At 71.1% G+C, this 15,035-nt stretch carries 14 protein-coding genes; 3 read left to right on the forward strand and 11 right to left on the reverse strand.

Annotated features, from left to right (window positions below):
• Position 1: 1 nt before the first annotated feature.
• The 6 genes from DAERI_RS11970 to DAERI_RS11995 form a co-directional block, all read right to left on the reverse strand.
• A complete protein-coding gene (locus DAERI_RS11970) occupies positions 2 to 871 on the reverse strand; it encodes a UbiA family prenyltransferase (RefSeq protein ID WP_103129656.1) in 870 nt (289 codons plus the stop codon).
• On the reverse strand, positions 861 to 2,054 hold the full coding sequence (gene eboE, locus DAERI_RS11975) for a metabolite traffic protein EboE (protein WP_103129657.1): 1,194 nt from the start codon (positions 2,052 to 2,054) through the stop codon (positions 861 to 863). Before eboE ends, DAERI_RS11970 begins: the two co-directional genes overlap by 11 nt.
• Entirely contained in the window at positions 2,054 to 2,887 is an 834-nt protein-coding gene (locus DAERI_RS11980) for a TatD family hydrolase (RefSeq protein ID WP_103129658.1), read from the reverse strand. Before DAERI_RS11980 ends, eboE begins: the two co-directional genes overlap by 1 nt.
• Positions 2,888 to 3,020: 133 nt before the next feature.
• The gene (locus DAERI_RS11985; protein WP_103129659.1) at positions 3,021 to 3,350 is read right to left on the reverse strand and encodes a hypothetical protein; all 330 of its coding nucleotides are present in this window, start codon (positions 3,348 to 3,350) and stop codon (positions 3,021 to 3,023) included.
• Positions 3,320 to 4,534 carry a 3-dehydroquinate synthase gene (locus tag DAERI_RS11990; RefSeq protein WP_103129660.1) on the reverse strand — a complete coding sequence of 405 codons (1,215 nt, stop codon included), beginning with the start codon at positions 4,532 to 4,534 and terminating at the stop codon, positions 3,320 to 3,322. The genes DAERI_RS11985 and DAERI_RS11990 overlap by 31 nt, the downstream gene beginning before the upstream one ends.
• Before the next feature lie 149 nt (positions 4,535 to 4,683).
• The gene (locus tag DAERI_RS11995; RefSeq protein WP_103129661.1) at positions 4,684 to 5,214 is read right to left on the reverse strand and encodes a DinB family protein; all 531 of its coding nucleotides are present in this window, start codon (positions 5,212 to 5,214) and stop codon (positions 4,684 to 4,686) included.
• Between the two features lie 58 nt (positions 5,215 to 5,272).
• Between DAERI_RS11995 and DAERI_RS12000 the strand changes: the two genes are divergently transcribed.
• Positions 5,273 to 6,847, forward strand: a complete 1,575-nt coding sequence (locus DAERI_RS12000; RefSeq protein WP_103129787.1) for a bifunctional metallophosphatase/5'-nucleotidase — start codon at positions 5,273 to 5,275, stop codon at positions 6,845 to 6,847.
• Between the two features lie 296 nt (positions 6,848 to 7,143).
• Here the strand turns inward: DAERI_RS12000 and DAERI_RS12005 are convergent, their stop codons facing one another.
• Positions 7,144 to 7,677 carry a hypothetical protein gene (locus tag DAERI_RS12005; RefSeq protein WP_133162025.1) on the reverse strand — a complete coding sequence of 178 codons (534 nt, stop codon included), beginning with the start codon at positions 7,675 to 7,677 and terminating at the stop codon, positions 7,144 to 7,146.
• A gap of 10 nt (positions 7,678 to 7,687) precedes the next feature.
• The gene (locus tag DAERI_RS12010; RefSeq protein WP_103129663.1) at positions 7,688 to 8,173 is read right to left on the reverse strand and encodes a hypothetical protein; all 486 of its coding nucleotides are present in this window, start codon (positions 8,171 to 8,173) and stop codon (positions 7,688 to 7,690) included.
• A 309-nt stretch (positions 8,174 to 8,482) separates the two neighbouring features.
• On the opposite strand from DAERI_RS12010, the gene DAERI_RS12015 reads away from it, so the two are divergent.
• Positions 8,483 to 9,091, forward strand: a complete 609-nt coding sequence (locus DAERI_RS12015) for a cupin domain-containing protein (RefSeq protein WP_165794185.1) — start codon at positions 8,483 to 8,485, stop codon at positions 9,089 to 9,091.
• A gap of 149 nt (positions 9,092 to 9,240) precedes the next feature.
• On the opposite strand, the gene DAERI_RS12020 is transcribed toward DAERI_RS12015, so the two are convergent.
• Positions 9,241 to 11,250, reverse strand: coding sequence for an ATP-binding protein (locus tag DAERI_RS12020; protein WP_165794186.1), 2,010 nt, complete (start codon positions 11,248 to 11,250; stop codon positions 9,241 to 9,243).
• 71 nt (positions 11,251 to 11,321) lie between these two features.
• Complete coding sequence (locus tag DAERI_RS12025) at positions 11,322 to 13,409, reverse strand: ATP-binding protein (RefSeq protein ID WP_103129666.1); 2,088 nt, start codon at positions 13,407 to 13,409, stop codon at positions 11,322 to 11,324.
• Positions 13,410 to 13,517: 108 nt separating this feature from the next.
• Here DAERI_RS12025 and DAERI_RS12030 point away from each other — a divergent pair, with 108 nt between their 5' ends.
• Positions 13,518 to 13,727, forward strand: a complete 210-nt coding sequence (locus DAERI_RS12030) for a hypothetical protein (RefSeq protein WP_103129667.1) — start codon at positions 13,518 to 13,520, stop codon at positions 13,725 to 13,727.
• Positions 13,728 to 14,129: 402 nt separating this feature from the next.
• Here the strand turns inward: DAERI_RS12030 and DAERI_RS12035 are convergent, their stop codons facing one another.
• Positions 14,130 to 15,005 carry a hypothetical protein gene (locus DAERI_RS12035; RefSeq protein ID WP_103129668.1) on the reverse strand — a complete coding sequence of 292 codons (876 nt, stop codon included), beginning with the start codon at positions 15,003 to 15,005 and terminating at the stop codon, positions 14,130 to 14,132.
• Positions 15,006 to 15,035 lie beyond the last annotated feature (30 nt).

Raw genomic sequence — 15,035 nt, forward strand, 5'->3', positions numbered from 1 at the left:
ATCAGGTTCCTTTGATGTGGCGCTGCCACCACAGGGTCAGCGCGAAGGCGGCGAGCGCCCAGGGCAGCCAGGCCCACGCCCCCGCCACGCCCAGCACGACGGCGTCGAGCAGGCAGACTCCAGCGATCAACCGCCCCACCGCCCCGCCGATGTTGCGCGTCTTCCCGTACACGAAGGTCAGGCAGTGGGCCACCCACGCCGCGAGGAGCAGGGCGAGGAGGGCCACGCCGGGGCCGAAGCCGCCGACCAGGCCATACACGGCGGGCGCGGCCACCAGCGCGACCGGCCAGAAGCGCGCGGTGCCCCGCCGACTCTCGGTCTTGGCCACGTAGGTCAGGCCCGCGATGTACGCGGCGAGGAGGGCGGCCCAGACGATCAGCGGCGGCGTCAGTTGCGGCAGAAAGGCCAGCCCCGCCGTCACGTACACCATCGCGCGGGTCGCGGCCATGACGACCGGGCTGAGGGGATTGGTCTTGTGCCAGGCGTCGTAGAAGACGATCAGGCCGACGAGCCCCAGGCCGCTGAGGAAGGCTTTTCCTCCAGCAGGCACGAGGAGCAGCAGCCCGGCCCCAAACAGCGCGGCAGTCACCGCCCACGCCTCGCCCACCGGGATCAGGCCCGAGGGCAGCGGGCGGGTGGGCCGTTCCCGGCGGTCAATGCCGAGGTCGAGGAGGTCATTCAGGTACATCCCACCCGTGTAGAACAGCACCATTGCGGCAGCCACGAGGACGAGCGTTACGCCGCCCCCACCGGCCAACGCCGCCCCAGCCAGGGCGTTCGTCACGACGGTCGGGCTGTTGGAGATGCGGGCCAGCGACAGGTGGCCGTACAGGCGCCGCGACAGGTCGGGCCGGAGGGTGCTAGAGGACATCCCGCACCCACCTGTATTCCCGCTCGATGGAGTCCAGGAGGGGCAACTTCAACTCATCCGGCAGCACGTCCCAGGTGTACGTCTCGATTTCGAGGTGCCGGGTGAAGGGCCGCCCGCGCAGCAGGGCCAGCGTCTCGACGATCTCGGCCTGCGTGGAGCCGAACAAGCCTGCCCGTTCCAGAAAGACGGGCACGTGGAAGTGGACTCTCCATTCCGTCATCGCCGGATCGTTCAACCCGGCGAGCGCGGGCGGCAGGTCGGGGTACTGCACGATTTCCCCGTCCTGACGCCGGGCGATCACCTGATGGAGATAGGTTCCCTCCGCAAAGGGCGAGAGGGCCTGGGCCACCTCCAGCCGCGCCTCGGGGGCGGGGGGCAACGGAAGCCGAAGGGCCGAGCTGATCTGGATTTTTCCGATGCGGAGGCCCGCCTGCTCGTAGGTTTGCAAAGCCCGCGCCGGGTCCTCGTACATCACGGCGACGTGGCAGGTGTCGAAGCAGACCTGGACGTGGTTTCTCAGGTGTTCGCGCGCCTGCTCCTGGCGGACTCCAAGGCGAGCCGCCAGGTCCCGCGCGCCCCCCTCCAACAAATGCTCGGTGAAAAACCGTGCCAGGTCGTCGCTGCATTGCAAGAGCCCGTCCGGCTCGGGCTCGATGTCCAGGTGGATGAAGCAGTTCCGCGTCTGACGCAGGTGGACGAGCGCCTCCACCACCCGGACCACGTTGCCCGTCAGCCTCTCCCAGTCCCCCTCCCCTACCCATTCCCGGTAGGACAGCGGGCTGGTCGAGATACCGCCCTCCTCCCCCTCCGGCAGCAACGCGGCCAGAATCTCGGCGAGGCGCAGGGTGTAGGCGACCCGCTCCTCGTCCCGCCAGTCAGGGGCGTGGACCTGCGCCTTCACGGGCTGACCATGGAAGGGGCCGTAGGGAAAGCCGTTCATGGTGAAGACGTAGAGGCCGCGCTCGTCGAGAAACGCTTTGAAGTCAGCGAGTGCCGAACCCTCTACCAGTTCCGCGCTCTCCTGCCCGGACAGGCGCAAACCGATCCCAAAGGGAGCGTCCGGCGACAGGCGTTCCCTGAGCGGCACCGCGTACCGCTCCAGATTCGCCCGCACCTCCCCCATTCCTGACGAGGGGTGAATGTTCGTGCAGTAGGTGAGCTGCACTCCGCCCGCCAGCCGCATCAGTCCGCCGCGACCTTCGCTCGTCCGGGCTTCACCGGGATGAACTTGGAGGACTGCCCCAGGAACTGCGCTGGGTTGTCCAGCACAATCCGTTCAATCAACGCGTCGTCATGTCCCCGCCGCCGCGCCTCCAGCACGAACTCGGGCACCGCGAGGGCATCGCTGGGGCCCCAATCGCAGGCCGAGGCGACCACGATGCGCCCAGGCCCGTGCATCTCGATCATGTCGATGGCGCGGGCGGGGGAGGCCTTCGTCCTCGGATAGAGGGTGAGCCCGGTCCAGAAGCCGTGGTCGAGGATCATCTCGACGGTGTGCTCCTCGGCGTGGTCGATCATCACGCGGCCCGGGTCGATGCGGGGGTCGCTGGCGAGCGCCTCCACCATCACGCGGGTCCCCTTGTACTTGTCCTCCAGGTGCGGCGTGTGGATGTGGATCAGTTGGCCGTGCTCCAGCGCGAGTTCCACATGGTCGTGGAAGGTGGCGAGTTCGTTGCGCGTGACGCGGTTCAGGCCGATCTCGCCGATGCCGAGCACGTTGGGCCTCTCCAGAAAGTCGGGAATCAGCGCGAGGACCTGCCGGGCCAGCTCGCGGTCCTCGCCCTCCTTGGGGTTGAGACAGAGCCAGGTGTAGTGCGCGATGCCGTACTGCGCCGCCCGCGCGGGCTCGAAGGTCGTGAGGTGGTCGAAGTAGTCCGCGAACGCCTGCGGCCCCAGCCGGTCGCGCCCCGACCAGAAGGCGGGCTCGGTGACGGCCAGGCAGCCCGTCAGCGCCATCCGGTGATAGTCGTCGGTGGTGCGCGAGATCATGTGCGCGTGCATGTCGATGTAGTTCATGCGACCTCCGGAACGTTCCGGCGCTGTTTCAGGAGCGTTCCCGACCGAAGGGAGAAGGAGAAAAGACGGGTTTCGCGGAACGCAGGACTTTCCGGCGCCCTCCCGGGAGGTCCGGAGTGGAGCGGAATCCGTCTCACTGTTCCACCTCGGCGTTCGGTTCCACAGCGGACCGTCTGGACGCCCCGAAGGCACTCTGCGAGTCGCGCAGGTCCAGCAGTTCGAGGTTCTGATCGCTCAGCAGCATCTGCGCCCGCTTGACGCGGCCCGGCTCGTCGGAGGTCAGCACCTCCAGAGCCTCGCGGAAGGCGCGCAGCCGGAAGTCCTCCTCCGCACTGGCTCCCTTCGCCCGGTCCAGCCGGTCGAGAAAGGCCGCCACCGCGAGCAGTTGCGCCCGGTGTTCCATGAAGGAGAGGTCGAGCAGTTCGGTCTGGGTCAGCAGGCAGGTGCCTGGATGGAAAGCCATGGGGTTCCTCGCTTCTCGTGCAGGTTTTGGAGAATGCCAACGCTGCGCCGGAGCAACCCGAAGTCCATCTCGTGAACCTCGGTCGCCTGGCCGATGGCGGTCAGCAGCGGAATGGTGAGGCGCCCGCCCAGGTGCTCGCGGAACTCGTTCAGGCCGCTCAGCACGCTCTTGGGGTCGGCGGGGTCCTGGGCCGACGTGCCCAGTTCGGGCACGTAGACGGGCAGCCGCAGGCCGAGCAGCAGGTCGAGGACGCGCCGCCAGTCACTCTCGGAGAGCATCCCCTTCAGCGCCGCGTAGGTGCAGTCGAGCGCCAGCCCGACCGCCACCGCCTCGCCGTGGCGCAGCGCGTAGTTCGTCAGGCTTTCGAGCTTGTGCGCCGCCCAGTGCCCGAAGTCGAGGGGCCGCGAGGACCCCATCTCGAAGGGGTCACCGCTCCCGGCGATGTGGGCGAGGTGCAGCTCGGCGCAGCGGTAGACGGCGTGTTCCATCGCGCTCAGGTCGCGGGCGACGAGGGCCGGGGCGTGCTCCTCCAGCCAGGCGAAGAAGGCCGCGTCCTTGAGGAGCGCCACCTTGACCGCCTCGGCCAGCCCGCCCCGCCAGTCGCGGTCCCCCAGCGCGGCCAGGAAGTCGAGGTCGTTGAGGACCGCGTGGGGCGGCGCGAAGGTGCCCAGCCAGTTCTTCTTGCCGTAGGCGTTCACGCTGTTCTTGACGCCCACGCCCGAGTCGTTCTGCGCGAGGACGGTGGTGGGCACCCGCACCAGCCGCACGCCCCGGTGAGCGGTGCCCGCCGCGAAGCCCACCATGTCGATCACGGCGCCGCCGCCGACCACGACCACATAGGAGTGCCGGTCAATGCCGTGGGCGTGAATGGCGTCCTGCACCCGCTGAACGTGGCCGCCTTCCTGTTTCACCCGTTCTCCCCCCGGCACGACGAGGGGCGGGGCGACCAGCCGCAGCGCGCCCGCGTGCCGGGCGAAGTAGGCTCCGATCTGCGATTCCAGGCTGGGAAACGCCTGGAGAACGCCCGCGTCGAGGACGCACAGCACCTTGACGGGCTCGCCCGCCGTGCCCGCCAGGGCGTCGCGAAAGACGGGATTGTGCGGCGCAAACAGCCCGTGGGTGAAATGGACGGCGTAGCGGAACGTGACCGGAACGGTCTGCTCGATCACGCGGGTCAGCGGCATGGCTCCCCCGCGTCCGGGCACTCGCGGGCGGACGCGCCCCCGGCCCGCCCTGTGTGCTGCTTTCTCATGGGCGGCAATCTGCCGCAGCGGACATAAACGGATCGCTAAAAAGAGGGGGGCGTCCCACCTTCCGGGACCGCCCCCCGCGGTCAGCCCGGAGTGCTGGCTGCCCGAAGCTGCTGGCGGTGGTGCCGCACGTGGTAGGCCGCCATCCGCAGCCAGTCGAGCGCCGTGAGTTCCCCCATGAAGGGGTGGAAGAAGCGCCGCCCGGGGTCGTCGGTGGCGCGGGGGGCCTGACCGAGCAGGGCCTCGCGGACGGTGGCGTGACGCTCCCGCAACGCCTCCCAGGGCTGGTCGGGGCCGGGGCGGGTGGCGTCGGGGGCCTGGCGCTTGCCCTCCACGACCTCGCCGGGAACCTGGGGCACCGGGCGCAGCGGGCGGTCCGAGAGCAGCAGGGCGACGATGCGCGCGGTGCCCTCGTTGACCAGGATCACGTGTTCGGCCTCCTGGGCGGCGGTCCATGTCCGGCCCGGCAGCGGCTCGTGCCAGCGCCCCTGCGCGGCGAGGACGGCGGCCTCGAAGGCGTCCAGTTCCCGGGCGAGGCGGTCCCGCACCTCCTCGGGGGAGGTTCCCAGGGCGCGCAGCGCGGCCGCGTTCGCGGCGAGGTCGAGTGGGGTCATGCCCGAGTCTACCCGGGGCCGGGAAGGGCGCACCCACAGCGCGCCCCGACCCTCTATGATGGTCGCGCTTATGAAACTGTGGTTCCTGTCCGCCGCCCTCCTGGGCTCCGCCGCCTCTGCCGCGCCCCTCACCGTGACCATCCTGCACACGGACGACCTGCACGGGCACCTCGACCCCGTGAAGGTCGGCGAGGGGACGTACGGGGGCTATGCCCGCCAGACCGCCCTCTTCCGCAAGTACGCCGCCGAGGACACCAACCCCCTGGTGCTCTCGGGCGGGGACACCTTCCAGGGAACGCTGTTCTACAACGTCTACCAGGGCCTGGCCGACGTGCTGTTCATGAACCTCCAGGGCTACCAGGCGATGGCGGTGGGCAACCACGAGTTCGACAACGGCCCCGAGGCGCTCGCCCGCTTCGCCCAGAAGGCGCAGTTCCCGCTGCTGGCCGCCAACCTCGACGTGAGTACCGAGCCGCTCCTCAAGGACCTGATCAAGCCCTACGCCGTGCTGAACGTGGCCGGGCAGAAGGTCGGCGTGATCGGGGCCGTGACGCCCGACCTCCCGCTCATCAGCTCGCCCGGTGACAACGTGAAGATGCTGGAGCTGACGCAGAGCCTGAAGGGCAGCGTGAAGGCGCTTCAGGACCAGGGGATCGACAAGATCATCCTCGTGTCGCACCTGGGCTACACGCTGGAGCAGGAGGTGGCGAAGACCGTGCCCGGCCTCGACGTGATCGTGGGCGGGCACTCGCACACCCTGCTGGGAACCTTTGACAACAAGGACTTCCCGCCGAGCGAGGGGCCCTACCCCACCGTGGTCCAGAACCCCGACGGCAACCGCACGCTGCTCGTGGCCGCCTGGGAGTGGGGCAAGGTGCTGGGCCGCATCAAGGTGACCTTTAACGACGCGGGCGCCGTCGAGAGCTATGAGGGCCAGCCCATCGTCGTGTCCGCCGACCTGCCCGAGGACCCCACGGCCAAGCGGATGATCGAGACGCTGAGTGTTCCGATTGCCAACCTCCGCAAGCAGGTCATCGGCAACACCACCCAGGGCCTGAACGGCAGCCGCGAGATCGTCCGCAAGCGCGAGAGCGGCATGGCGAACGTGCTGGCCGACGCCGCACTGGAGGCCGGGCAGAAGGGCGGCGCCGTCATGGCCTTCGTGAACGGCGGCGGCGTGCGCTCCTCCATCGACGCGGGGCCGATCACCTTCGAGGAGGCGATCACCGTGCAGCCCTTCGGCAACACGCTGACGCTGCTGGACCTGACCGGGGCCGAGATCAAGCAGGCGCTCGAACACGGCGTCGCCACCTGGAGCGAGAGCAAGGGTCAGTTCTTGCACGTCTCCAAGGGCATGAGCTACACCTTCGACCTCTCCAGGCCCGCCGGGAGCCGCGTCACCGCCGTCACCCTGAACGGCCAGCCGCTGGACGACACCAAGACGTACACGGTCGCCATGAACACCTTCACGGCCAAGGGCGGCGACGGCTTCGATGTGTTCAAGAACACCAAGGGGCGCCGCATCGACACGGGCACCCTGGACATCGACATCCTGGTGAACTACCTCAAGGCCCACCCCACCGTCGATGCCCAGCCCGAGGGCCGCATCGTGATCGTGAACGAGCCGAAGTAAGCGGGAGGGAAAGGAAAAGGGCGCGTTCCACACGCGCCCTTTTTTTGGGCGCAGTTCCCCCACGCCCGGCCTCCCGCCACGGCTCCTCCCCGTTTCCGGCGTTCCGGGGCAACTTGACGGCCTGCTCCTCGGTGGGCTTTTTGCCCTTTACGCCTTCAAGGACCCCCGAATGGGCCAGCTCCCCCATGCTCGTCCGGGGCGGCGCTGCGGGAGCGGACCAGCCGGGCCTCCTGGCGTCCGCCCGGGACGCGGGAGTTCCCTGGCCAAAGGGCGGCCCTAACCCGCGGCGGCCGTCCTCACCGGTTGACCGCCTTCCAGTCGTTCACGAGCTGGCCCAGGGAGGCCCGGGTGTCCGCCAGCAGCTCTGCCCTGACCCCGGCCTCGGTGGGGTTGACCTTGCCGTAGCCCACCGCCGACCAGCGGAGTTCGCCGCCCAGCCAGGAGCCCGCCCCCGGTCCGGTCTCGTCCCGAATGTAGGTCGAGACCTGCGTTTCCAGGGCCGAGCCGCCACGGGTGGGCCGCACCCTCAGGGACAGGGCGAGGCTCGCGTTCGCGCGGCTGCACACGTGTTCCTCCCGGTACCTCACCCCCCCGGCGCCCAGGCGCGCCTTGACCTCGTCATAGACCTGGGCGTCCAGCCCCGTGAGCCTGAGGGGGAGGCCGGACTCGACCGTGACCGACACCGTGATCAGGGGGCTCAGGCACAGGGTGGCGCCCTTCAGGTCGGGGGCCGGAGCCGCCAGGGCGGTGGACAGCGCGCCCAGCACCAGGGCGGGCAGGCGCCGGAAGGGCACCCCCCGGCGCGAGCTTAGGCGCGGGGGGCGGGGCACCGCGCCCACCTCAACGCTGGTAACGCCCATAGTGAAGTTCACTCTCCTTGCCCCTCATCACCAGCACGTCCTGCCCGTTCGAGTTGCGCTCGAAGCGGAAGGTCCAGGTTTCGGGGTTGACCCGGGCCGTACTCCAACTGTTCGAAGGCGTGCAGGTGTACCCCTTGTTCACGCCCTCCTGCGGCTGGTAGGTGAGCTGGTTCCCCGCGATCTTCACCGTGCCCTTCTCGTAGATGAAGAGCTTGGACGTGCAGCTATAGGTCGTCAGCGAGAGGAGCCGGGTGCGCTCGTAGTGGCCGTCGGCGGTGAAGGTGACGATCTCCGAGGCGCCGCTGGCGTCCATCCAGTTGTTCGTCGTGCGGTCGTAATACTGGATGGACGACAGCGTGCCGTACAGCCAACTGCCGAGCAGGGGGGGCTTCACGGGCGCGGCCCAGGCCGCCGGGGGGAGGACGAGCGCGAGGGCGAGGCTGAGGCTGCGGTGGTGCCGTTTCATGGTGGGTTCTCCTGTCTGGGGCGGGGGGTTAGCGGACTGGGAACTTCCGGGGGAAGTGAACAGACCGTAGAACTCCTCCCCTGATTCCCGCGTGATCGGTCCACGGGCCCCCTCCGGCCGGAACAGGACGCCCGGCGCATCGCCCACCCGGGCGGACCGGGGCGGCGAACCCACGCCGCCCCGATCACGGCCCAATCAGACCGCCCGCGTCACAGTGTCCCCATCACACGGCCAGGAGGACCCCGGCGGACGATGCTGCTGCTGGCCCGATGGGGTCCGGGGGCAGACACCCCCGGAGGAGGAACGCACATGATTCACGTTGAACCCGGCGACACCCTGGAAAATCCCGTGACCGGCGAGGTCGTCACCGTCATCGAGGCGCCGAGCGGCGCAAACGGGCGGCGGATGATCTGCGAGGCCACCGTGCGCCCCGGCGGCGCGGTGGCGGGCGCGCACATTCACCCCCATATCGACGAGGCCTTCACCGTGCTGCGGGGCCGGGTCGGGCTGCGGCTCGGGAAGCGGACGCTGATCGCGCCCCTCGGCGAGCGGGTGGCGTGCCCGGCGGGCACCGTCCACGACTGGTGGAACGCGGGGACAGAGGACGCTGTCCTGCGCGTGGAGATCACGCCCGCCGACCGCTTCATCGAGATGGCCGTCAACCTGTTCGGGCTCGCGCGGGACGGCAAGACGAACGCCAGGGGCATGCCGAACTTCCTGCAACTCGTGGTGTTCGCCCAGGAGTTCGCCGATGTCGTGACCTTCGTGGAGGGCCCGCCCCCGCCCGTCATGAAGGCGGTCGTGGCGGTCGTGGCCCCCCTGGCCCGGCTGCTGGGCTACCGGGGCAGCTCCCCGGAGTACCTCGCGCGGCCCCCCGTGCGTGCCCCCGCCACCCCGCCCCGGGCCGCCCGGGGTTGAGGCCCCGCGCCCCTCCACCTGAGCGGTGCCGGGCAGAGTCGGTCTGGTACGTCGGGAGGCTTGGCGGCACCATCCCCGCCTGTCGAAAGTCAGTAGCGCGTGTTTTTCGGCTGAGGGGCGGCTTCACGCCGGGGCCGGAGCGGGGCGCCCTACGCGGGCGGAACCGGCGGCGGCTCCGCACCCGGCACGGGCACCCGCGCGAGCGCCGACCTCGCCTCGGCGGCGCCCCGCGGGTCACCCTGGCCCTCCAGCAACTCGGCGGCCAGGGCGTAGAAGCGGGCCGCGTCGGCGAGCAGGTACTGGTCGTGCGCCTCGCGCGCCGCGCGCAGGTAGGCCCTGGCGGCGAGGTCGGGTTTTCCCCCCTCCTGCCAGTGGCGGGCCACCCGCGCCGCCCCGCCCGACTCCGCCTCGAGCGTGCGCGCGGCGGCCCGGTGCAGCAGGCCGCGCACCGAGCCGGGGATGCCCGCCAGCACCGCCTCGTACACCAGGTCGTGCGTGAAGCGGTGGCCGTGCAGGACCTGGGCGGCCTCCAGCTCCTCCCAGGCCTGGGCGAGGTCCAGCAGTGGGGCGCCCAACATCTGGGCCACCTGCTCCACGTCGAAGTCGCTCTGCAGCACCGCCGCCGCCCGCGCCGCCTGGAGGGCCGGGGGTGACAGCCGCTCCAGGCGCCGCCCGATCAGCGCCCAGACCTTGCCGGGCAGGGGCAGGTGGTCGGGGAGGGGGCCGTCCAGGCCGCCCGCCTCCAGCAGCAGCTTGACCGTCTCGAGCAGGAAGTGCGGATTGCCCGCCGAGTGCCGCCACAGCCGCCGCCGCAGGGTGGGGTCGTCCGGCACGCCGATGTCGGTCATGAGTTCGTTCGCCGCCCGCTCGTCCATGGACTCCAGGTCGATCAGGACCGCGATGCCCTGCTCCACGGTCTGCCGCACGAGGTCGGCGCTCTCCCGCGGCAACTCGCCCCGGCGGAAGGTGGCGATCAGGCGCGGCATGCCCCCCGGTTGCCCCAGGGGAAACGAGGTGCCGAACATGTACATGCCCATCTGGTTGGTGTGGTCGTCGTAGAACTGCCAGTCGTCGCAGATGTTGGAGAGCAGGCCCTCGTGGACGGCGATGGTCCAGACCATGTGCGCCTCGCGGAAGCGCAGCAGCTCCTCGTCGCTGGTGATGGGCGGGGGCCGCTGCTCCGGCGGCAGCAGTTCCGGCACGAGGCGCGACATCTCGCGGCGCACCCACGGCTCCAGCCGCAGGTCAGGAAAGCGCGCGGTGTTGATGCGGCTCATGCGCGTCAGGGTGGCCCAGGGCTGCACCCGGTCGCCGGGCCGCCCGGAATAGACGATGTACCCGCCCTTGCTCCCGGCGAAGTCCAGCGCCAGCCGCGTCTTGCCCGACCCCGGCTCGCCGGAGATGAAGATCCACTGCCCCGCCTCCCAGGCGGCCTCCAGCCGCGCCCACTCGCGCTCGCGCCCCACGAGGTGCGGGGGGCGCAACACCGCCAGGGGCAGCTCGGTGCGTGCCGCGGGCGCCAGGACCGGCACGGTGCCCCGGTCGATCTCGCGGGCCAGTTGCTTCGTTTCGGGCAGGGGCTCGGTCTGAAACTCACGCCACAGGGCCTCATTGCACCGCTGGTACGCCCGCAGCGCCGCCGGACGGTCACCCAGGAGGTAGTGCAGCCGCATCACCCGACGATGGGCGTCCTCGGACACCGGGTCGAGGTCCAGCAGCGCCCGGGCGAGACCCAGCGCCCCCTCGTAGTGCCCCTCGCGCTCCAGCCGGGCCGCCTCCTGGCGCCGGGCCTGTATCCGCGCCTCGGCGTGGCGGTCACGCTCGGCGCTCACCCAGTCGTCGAGGTCGGGGCAGTCGTCGTAGCGCAACCCGGCGAGGAGTTCACCGCCCCCCTCCAGGAGTTCGGCGCTGTGGCCCTGGGTGTACGCCGCCCGGACCCGCGCCGCGTCCACCTCCAGGTCCGGGCCCAATGTCAGCAGGTCGCCCCCGGTCACGAGGTCCGTGCCTGCAAAGAGGCGCAGCTTGCGCAGCATCTGCGAGAGATTGTTCCGGGCCGTGTGTTCGGGCGAGTCGGGCCACAGCAGCCCGACGAGCCGACCGCGCCCGGTGGCTCCCTCCAGCGCCAGGTACGCCAGACACGCGGCAAGCTTGCGTTCCACCGGGGCCATCCGGAGGCCGCGCCCCTCCAGGGCGGGCGGGCCCAGCACGCGGAGGTGCCACCCGGGCGCGCTCACTGGACCCCCGCGACGAGCAGTTGGTCCTGCACGCGCGCCGCCTCCGAGCGGGCGGCGGCGGCCTCTTCCTTGCGGCCCAGCGCCTCGAAGGCGGCCCCGGCCTGGGCATAGAACCCCGCGGCCTCGGTGAGCTGGTAGTGGTCCTGCGCCTCCCGGGCGGCGCGCAGGAAGGCGGGCGCGGCCTGGTCGGGTTTGCCGCCCTCCTGCCAGTGGCGGGCCACCCGCGCCACGTGGCCTCCGGCACGCTCCAGGGTGCGGGCCGCCGCGCGGTGCAGCAGGGTCCGCACGCTGGCGGGGATGCCCGCGCTCACCGCCTCGTACACCAGGTCATGCCAGAAGCCGTGGCCGCGCACCACCCCGGCGGCCTCCAGCTCCTCCCATGCGGCGGCAGTGTCCAGCAGGGGCGCGCCCAGCATCTCGGCGACGAGTTCCACGTCGAAGTCGCTCTGCAAGACCGCCGCCGCCCGCGCCGCCTGGAGCGCGGGGGCCGAGAGGCGGGAGAGTCGGCGCGAGATCACCTCGCCGACCCGGGCGGTGATGGGCAGCTCCACTCCGGAGAGGTCGCCGCGCGCGAAGGTGCCGCTCTCGATGAGGTGCTTGACGATCTCCAGCAGGAAGAGGGGGTTGCCGCCGGAGTACCCCGCGAGCCGCTGGCGCAACGCCGGATTGCCCGGCACCCCCAGGTCGTCCATCAGGGCGTTCAGCAGGTCTTCTCCCAGCGGCCGGAGCCGGATGTGGATGGCGACGCCCTGCCGCACGAGGTCCTCCGTATCGCGCGCCACCTCGGGCCTGAGCTCCCCGGTGCGGTAGGCGCCGATCACGCGCGGAAAGGGGTTCTCGGGGTCGCGCCCGGCGGCGAACATGTTGGCGAAGAAGTACAGGCCGTCGCGGGTCGAGGGGTGGTCGTAGAAGTGCAGGTCATCGGCCACGACGGTCGCGATGCCCGCGTATGCCTGGAGGCACAGCCTCATCATGGCCTGGCGGTAGCGCAGCACGTCGGCCCCGGAACCCAGCGGTTCGGGCGGCGGCCCAGGGGGCGCGTACTCGGGCAGCACCCGGCCCAGCTCCTGCCGGACCCAGGGCTCGATCTGGAGGCCCGGCAGGCGTTCCACGAGCATCCGGTAGTTGCGCGCCGAGCTGGTGAACGGCTGGTGGATGTCTCCGGGCCGCCCCCGGAACTCGATGAACGCCCCCTTGCTCGCCGCGAAGTCGGTGATGAGCCGCGTCTTGCCCACGCCGGGGTCGCCCTCCACGTAGATCATCTGGCCGCGCTCCCAGGCCTCGTCGAGCCGCGCCCACTCCTCTTCGCGTCCGATCAGGTGCGGCGGGCGCAGCACGGCCAGTGGCAGGGCCGCCACGCGGGCCGGGGCCAGGGCGGGCACGGTGCCCCGGTCGATCTCGCGGGCGAGCTGCGCGGTCTCCGGCAGCGGCTCGGCCTGGAACTCGCGCCACAGCACGTCCTTGCACCGCTGATACGCCCGCAGCGCCGCCGGGCGGTCCCCGGCGAGGTAGTGCAGCCGCATGACGTGGCGCCACGCCTCCTCCGACACCGGGTCGAGGTCCAGCAGCGCCCGGGCCTGCACGAGGGCCGCCGCGTACTCCCCGGTCCCCTCCAGCCGGGTGATCTCGGCCCGCAGCGCGAGGCCGCGCCACTCGGTCAGGCGCTCGCGCTCAGTGCTCACCCAGTCGTCGAGGTCGGGGCAGTCGTCGTAGCGCAACCCGGCGAGCAGTTCGCCCCCCGTTGCCAGGAGTTCGGCCGTTCGCCCCCGGGCGAAATGGTCGCGCACCCGGGCCGCGTCCACCTCCACCCCCCGGGACAGCTCCAGCAGGTCACCACCCGTGATGAGGTCGGTGCCCGCGAAGAGGCGCAGCTTGCGCAGCATCTGCGAGAGGTTGTTCCGGGCCGTGTGTTCGGGTGAGTCGGGCCACAGCAGGCCCACGAGGCGCCCGCGCCCGGTGGCTCCCTCCAGCGCCAGGTACGCCAGGCACGCCGCGAGCTTGCGTTCGGGCCGCTGCTCCAGGCCACCTGGCCCCCGGAGGTGAACCGGGCCGAGCAATTGAATATGCCAGGAGTCGGAATTCATGGGGATCAAGAACAGTTTAAGGCAAATGAGGACACGCTGAGCCACCTGTGGCAATCAGACCTCAATCATCCCCCGTTGCCTACCCTGCCCCTGGAAAGGAGGTGGACCTTGACCGACCAAGACCACGCCGCGCCCCTCCGGCAGGGCGAGCACGCCCTGTACCTGCTGCGCGTCTGGCACGAATACGACGGCGACCGTCCGGTGTGGCGGGCGTCCGTGAAACCGCCGCACGGGGAGCAGCGCCACGGCTTCACGTCCCCCGGCGCGCTGCTCCGCTACCTGGCCGAGTGCCTGGGTCCGGTGGGACCTCCCGGTTGACTCTCCCGCAGCACAGGGAACGCCGCCACGCGCACCGCGACAGGGTGGGCGGAGGCGGCTGTGTCCCGGGGCAATGGTGGCAGCCCTGCCGGGTGGGCTCGGCCAGGCAGGCCCGCGGCGTGAGGTCTCTGCCCGCGCGGGTGGCCGGGCCTGCTGCTGCCTGACTGGTGGAAGGACCGCCCCCGGGTCCCCGCCCACCGGAGAGCGTCTGGCCCGAATGGTTCGGGATCAGGGCGAGTGAGGAGGGCGCCACGCCCCCGGCACGCCGGTTTGGGTGGAGGTTCCCTCCTCGGACGGTGGGGCCATGCCCGCGGTCGGGGCTGGGCCTCACTCGCCCACCCGCGGGAAGAGGGGGCCAGCTGCACACGGACTCGCGTTCTGGCCCCCCTCCTCCCGCCGGTCCTACCGCGCCGCCGTCTTCGCCACGACCTTGAAGGGCCGGATCATCCCCAGGGCGGCGTGCGGCGCTCCCTGGTGGGTGGGGCTGGGGACGGCGCACAGCAGGAGGTAGTCGCCGGGCGTGAGGTTCAGGTGCGCGTAGGAGGTGTGGCCCTTCGTCACGGCCTGCGCCCCGCCCATCGGGATCACGGGCATGGGACCCCCGGGCTTCTGGAGGTAGGCCGCCACGTCGTCCATCGTCTTGCCGGGCGCGAGCCGGAAGATCAGCATCTCGTGGCCCTCGGGACCGTTGTTGAGGACCTCCCAGACCTGGGGTCCCTCGGTGATCGTGACGCCCCCGGGCAACTCGAAGCCGTAGTCCACCAGCTTGACCTGGAGGTCCGCCTTGGGGGGCTGGGCCTGGGCGGTGCCCGCCGCCCGCGTCACCTGGAAGGTCTGCGCCATGCCGAGCGCGAGGTGGGGCACGCCCGCCGCGTCGGGCACGAAGCACAGGGCGATATACGTGCCCGGCTCGGCGAGGTTGACCGTGATCCGCTGCGACTGGCCGGGCAGCAGCATCCCGACCCCGCCGACCATCTCCACCCGGGCGAGGGTGGCCCCCTCGTTCTCCTTGAGCCCGGCGAGAAAGCTCGCCTGGGTCATGCCGCTGGGCAGGCGCACGAGCTGCATGTGGTGGGCTTCCTTGCCGGTGTTCCCGAACTCGAAGGTCGTCCAGCCGGTCGACACGCTCGCCGGGGTGACGAACTTGTAGTCCTGGCCCTGAATCTGCACGGTGGCGGTCCCCCCGTGGCTGTGGCCCTGGTGGGCCAGGGCAGGTGCGGCGAGAGCGGCCAGCAGGGCGAGGGTCAGCAGGCGGCGGGCGGTGGTTCTCTTCGTCATGGTCTTGCCTCCTTCGTCGGGGCCTCCCGG

The organism is Deinococcus aerius (assembly GCF_002897375.1).
In the GTDB taxonomy this organism is placed as follows: Bacteria; Deinococcota; Deinococci; order Deinococcales; family Deinococcaceae; genus Deinococcus; species Deinococcus aerius.

Excerpts from the sequence above, each read along its gene's own strand:
- DAERI_RS11970 (WP_103129656.1), bottom strand. The coding sequence starts at position 871 with ATGTCCTCTAGCACCCTCCGGCCCGACCTGTCGCGGCGCCTGTACGGC.
- eboE (WP_103129657.1), bottom strand. The coding sequence starts at position 2,054 with ATGCGGCTGGCGGGCGGAGTGCAGCTCACCTACTGCACGAACATTCAC.
- DAERI_RS11980 (WP_103129658.1), bottom strand. The coding sequence starts at position 2,887 with ATGAACTACATCGACATGCACGCGCACATGATCTCGCGCACCACCGAC.
- DAERI_RS11985 (WP_103129659.1), bottom strand. The coding sequence starts at position 3,350 with ATGGCTTTCCATCCAGGCACCTGCCTGCTGACCCAGACCGAACTGCTC.
- DAERI_RS11990 (WP_103129660.1), bottom strand. The coding sequence starts at position 4,534 with ATGCCGCTGACCCGCGTGATCGAGCAGACCGTTCCGGTCACGTTCCGC.
- DAERI_RS11995 (WP_103129661.1), bottom strand. The coding sequence starts at position 5,214 with ATGACCCCACTCGACCTCGCCGCGAACGCGGCCGCGCTGCGCGCCCTG.
- DAERI_RS12000 (WP_103129787.1), top strand. The coding sequence starts at position 5,273 with ATGGTCGCGCTTATGAAACTGTGGTTCCTGTCCGCCGCCCTCCTGGGC.
- DAERI_RS12010 (WP_103129663.1), bottom strand. The coding sequence starts at position 8,173 with ATGAAACGGCACCACCGCAGCCTCAGCCTCGCCCTCGCGCTCGTCCTC.
- DAERI_RS12015 (WP_165794185.1), top strand. The coding sequence starts at position 8,483 with ATGATTCACGTTGAACCCGGCGACACCCTGGAAAATCCCGTGACCGGC.
- DAERI_RS12025 (WP_103129666.1), bottom strand. The coding sequence starts at position 13,409 with ATGAATTCCGACTCCTGGCATATTCAATTGCTCGGCCCGGTTCACCTC.
- DAERI_RS12035 (WP_103129668.1), bottom strand. The coding sequence starts at position 15,005 with ATGACGAAGAGAACCACCGCCCGCCGCCTGCTGACCCTCGCCCTGCTG.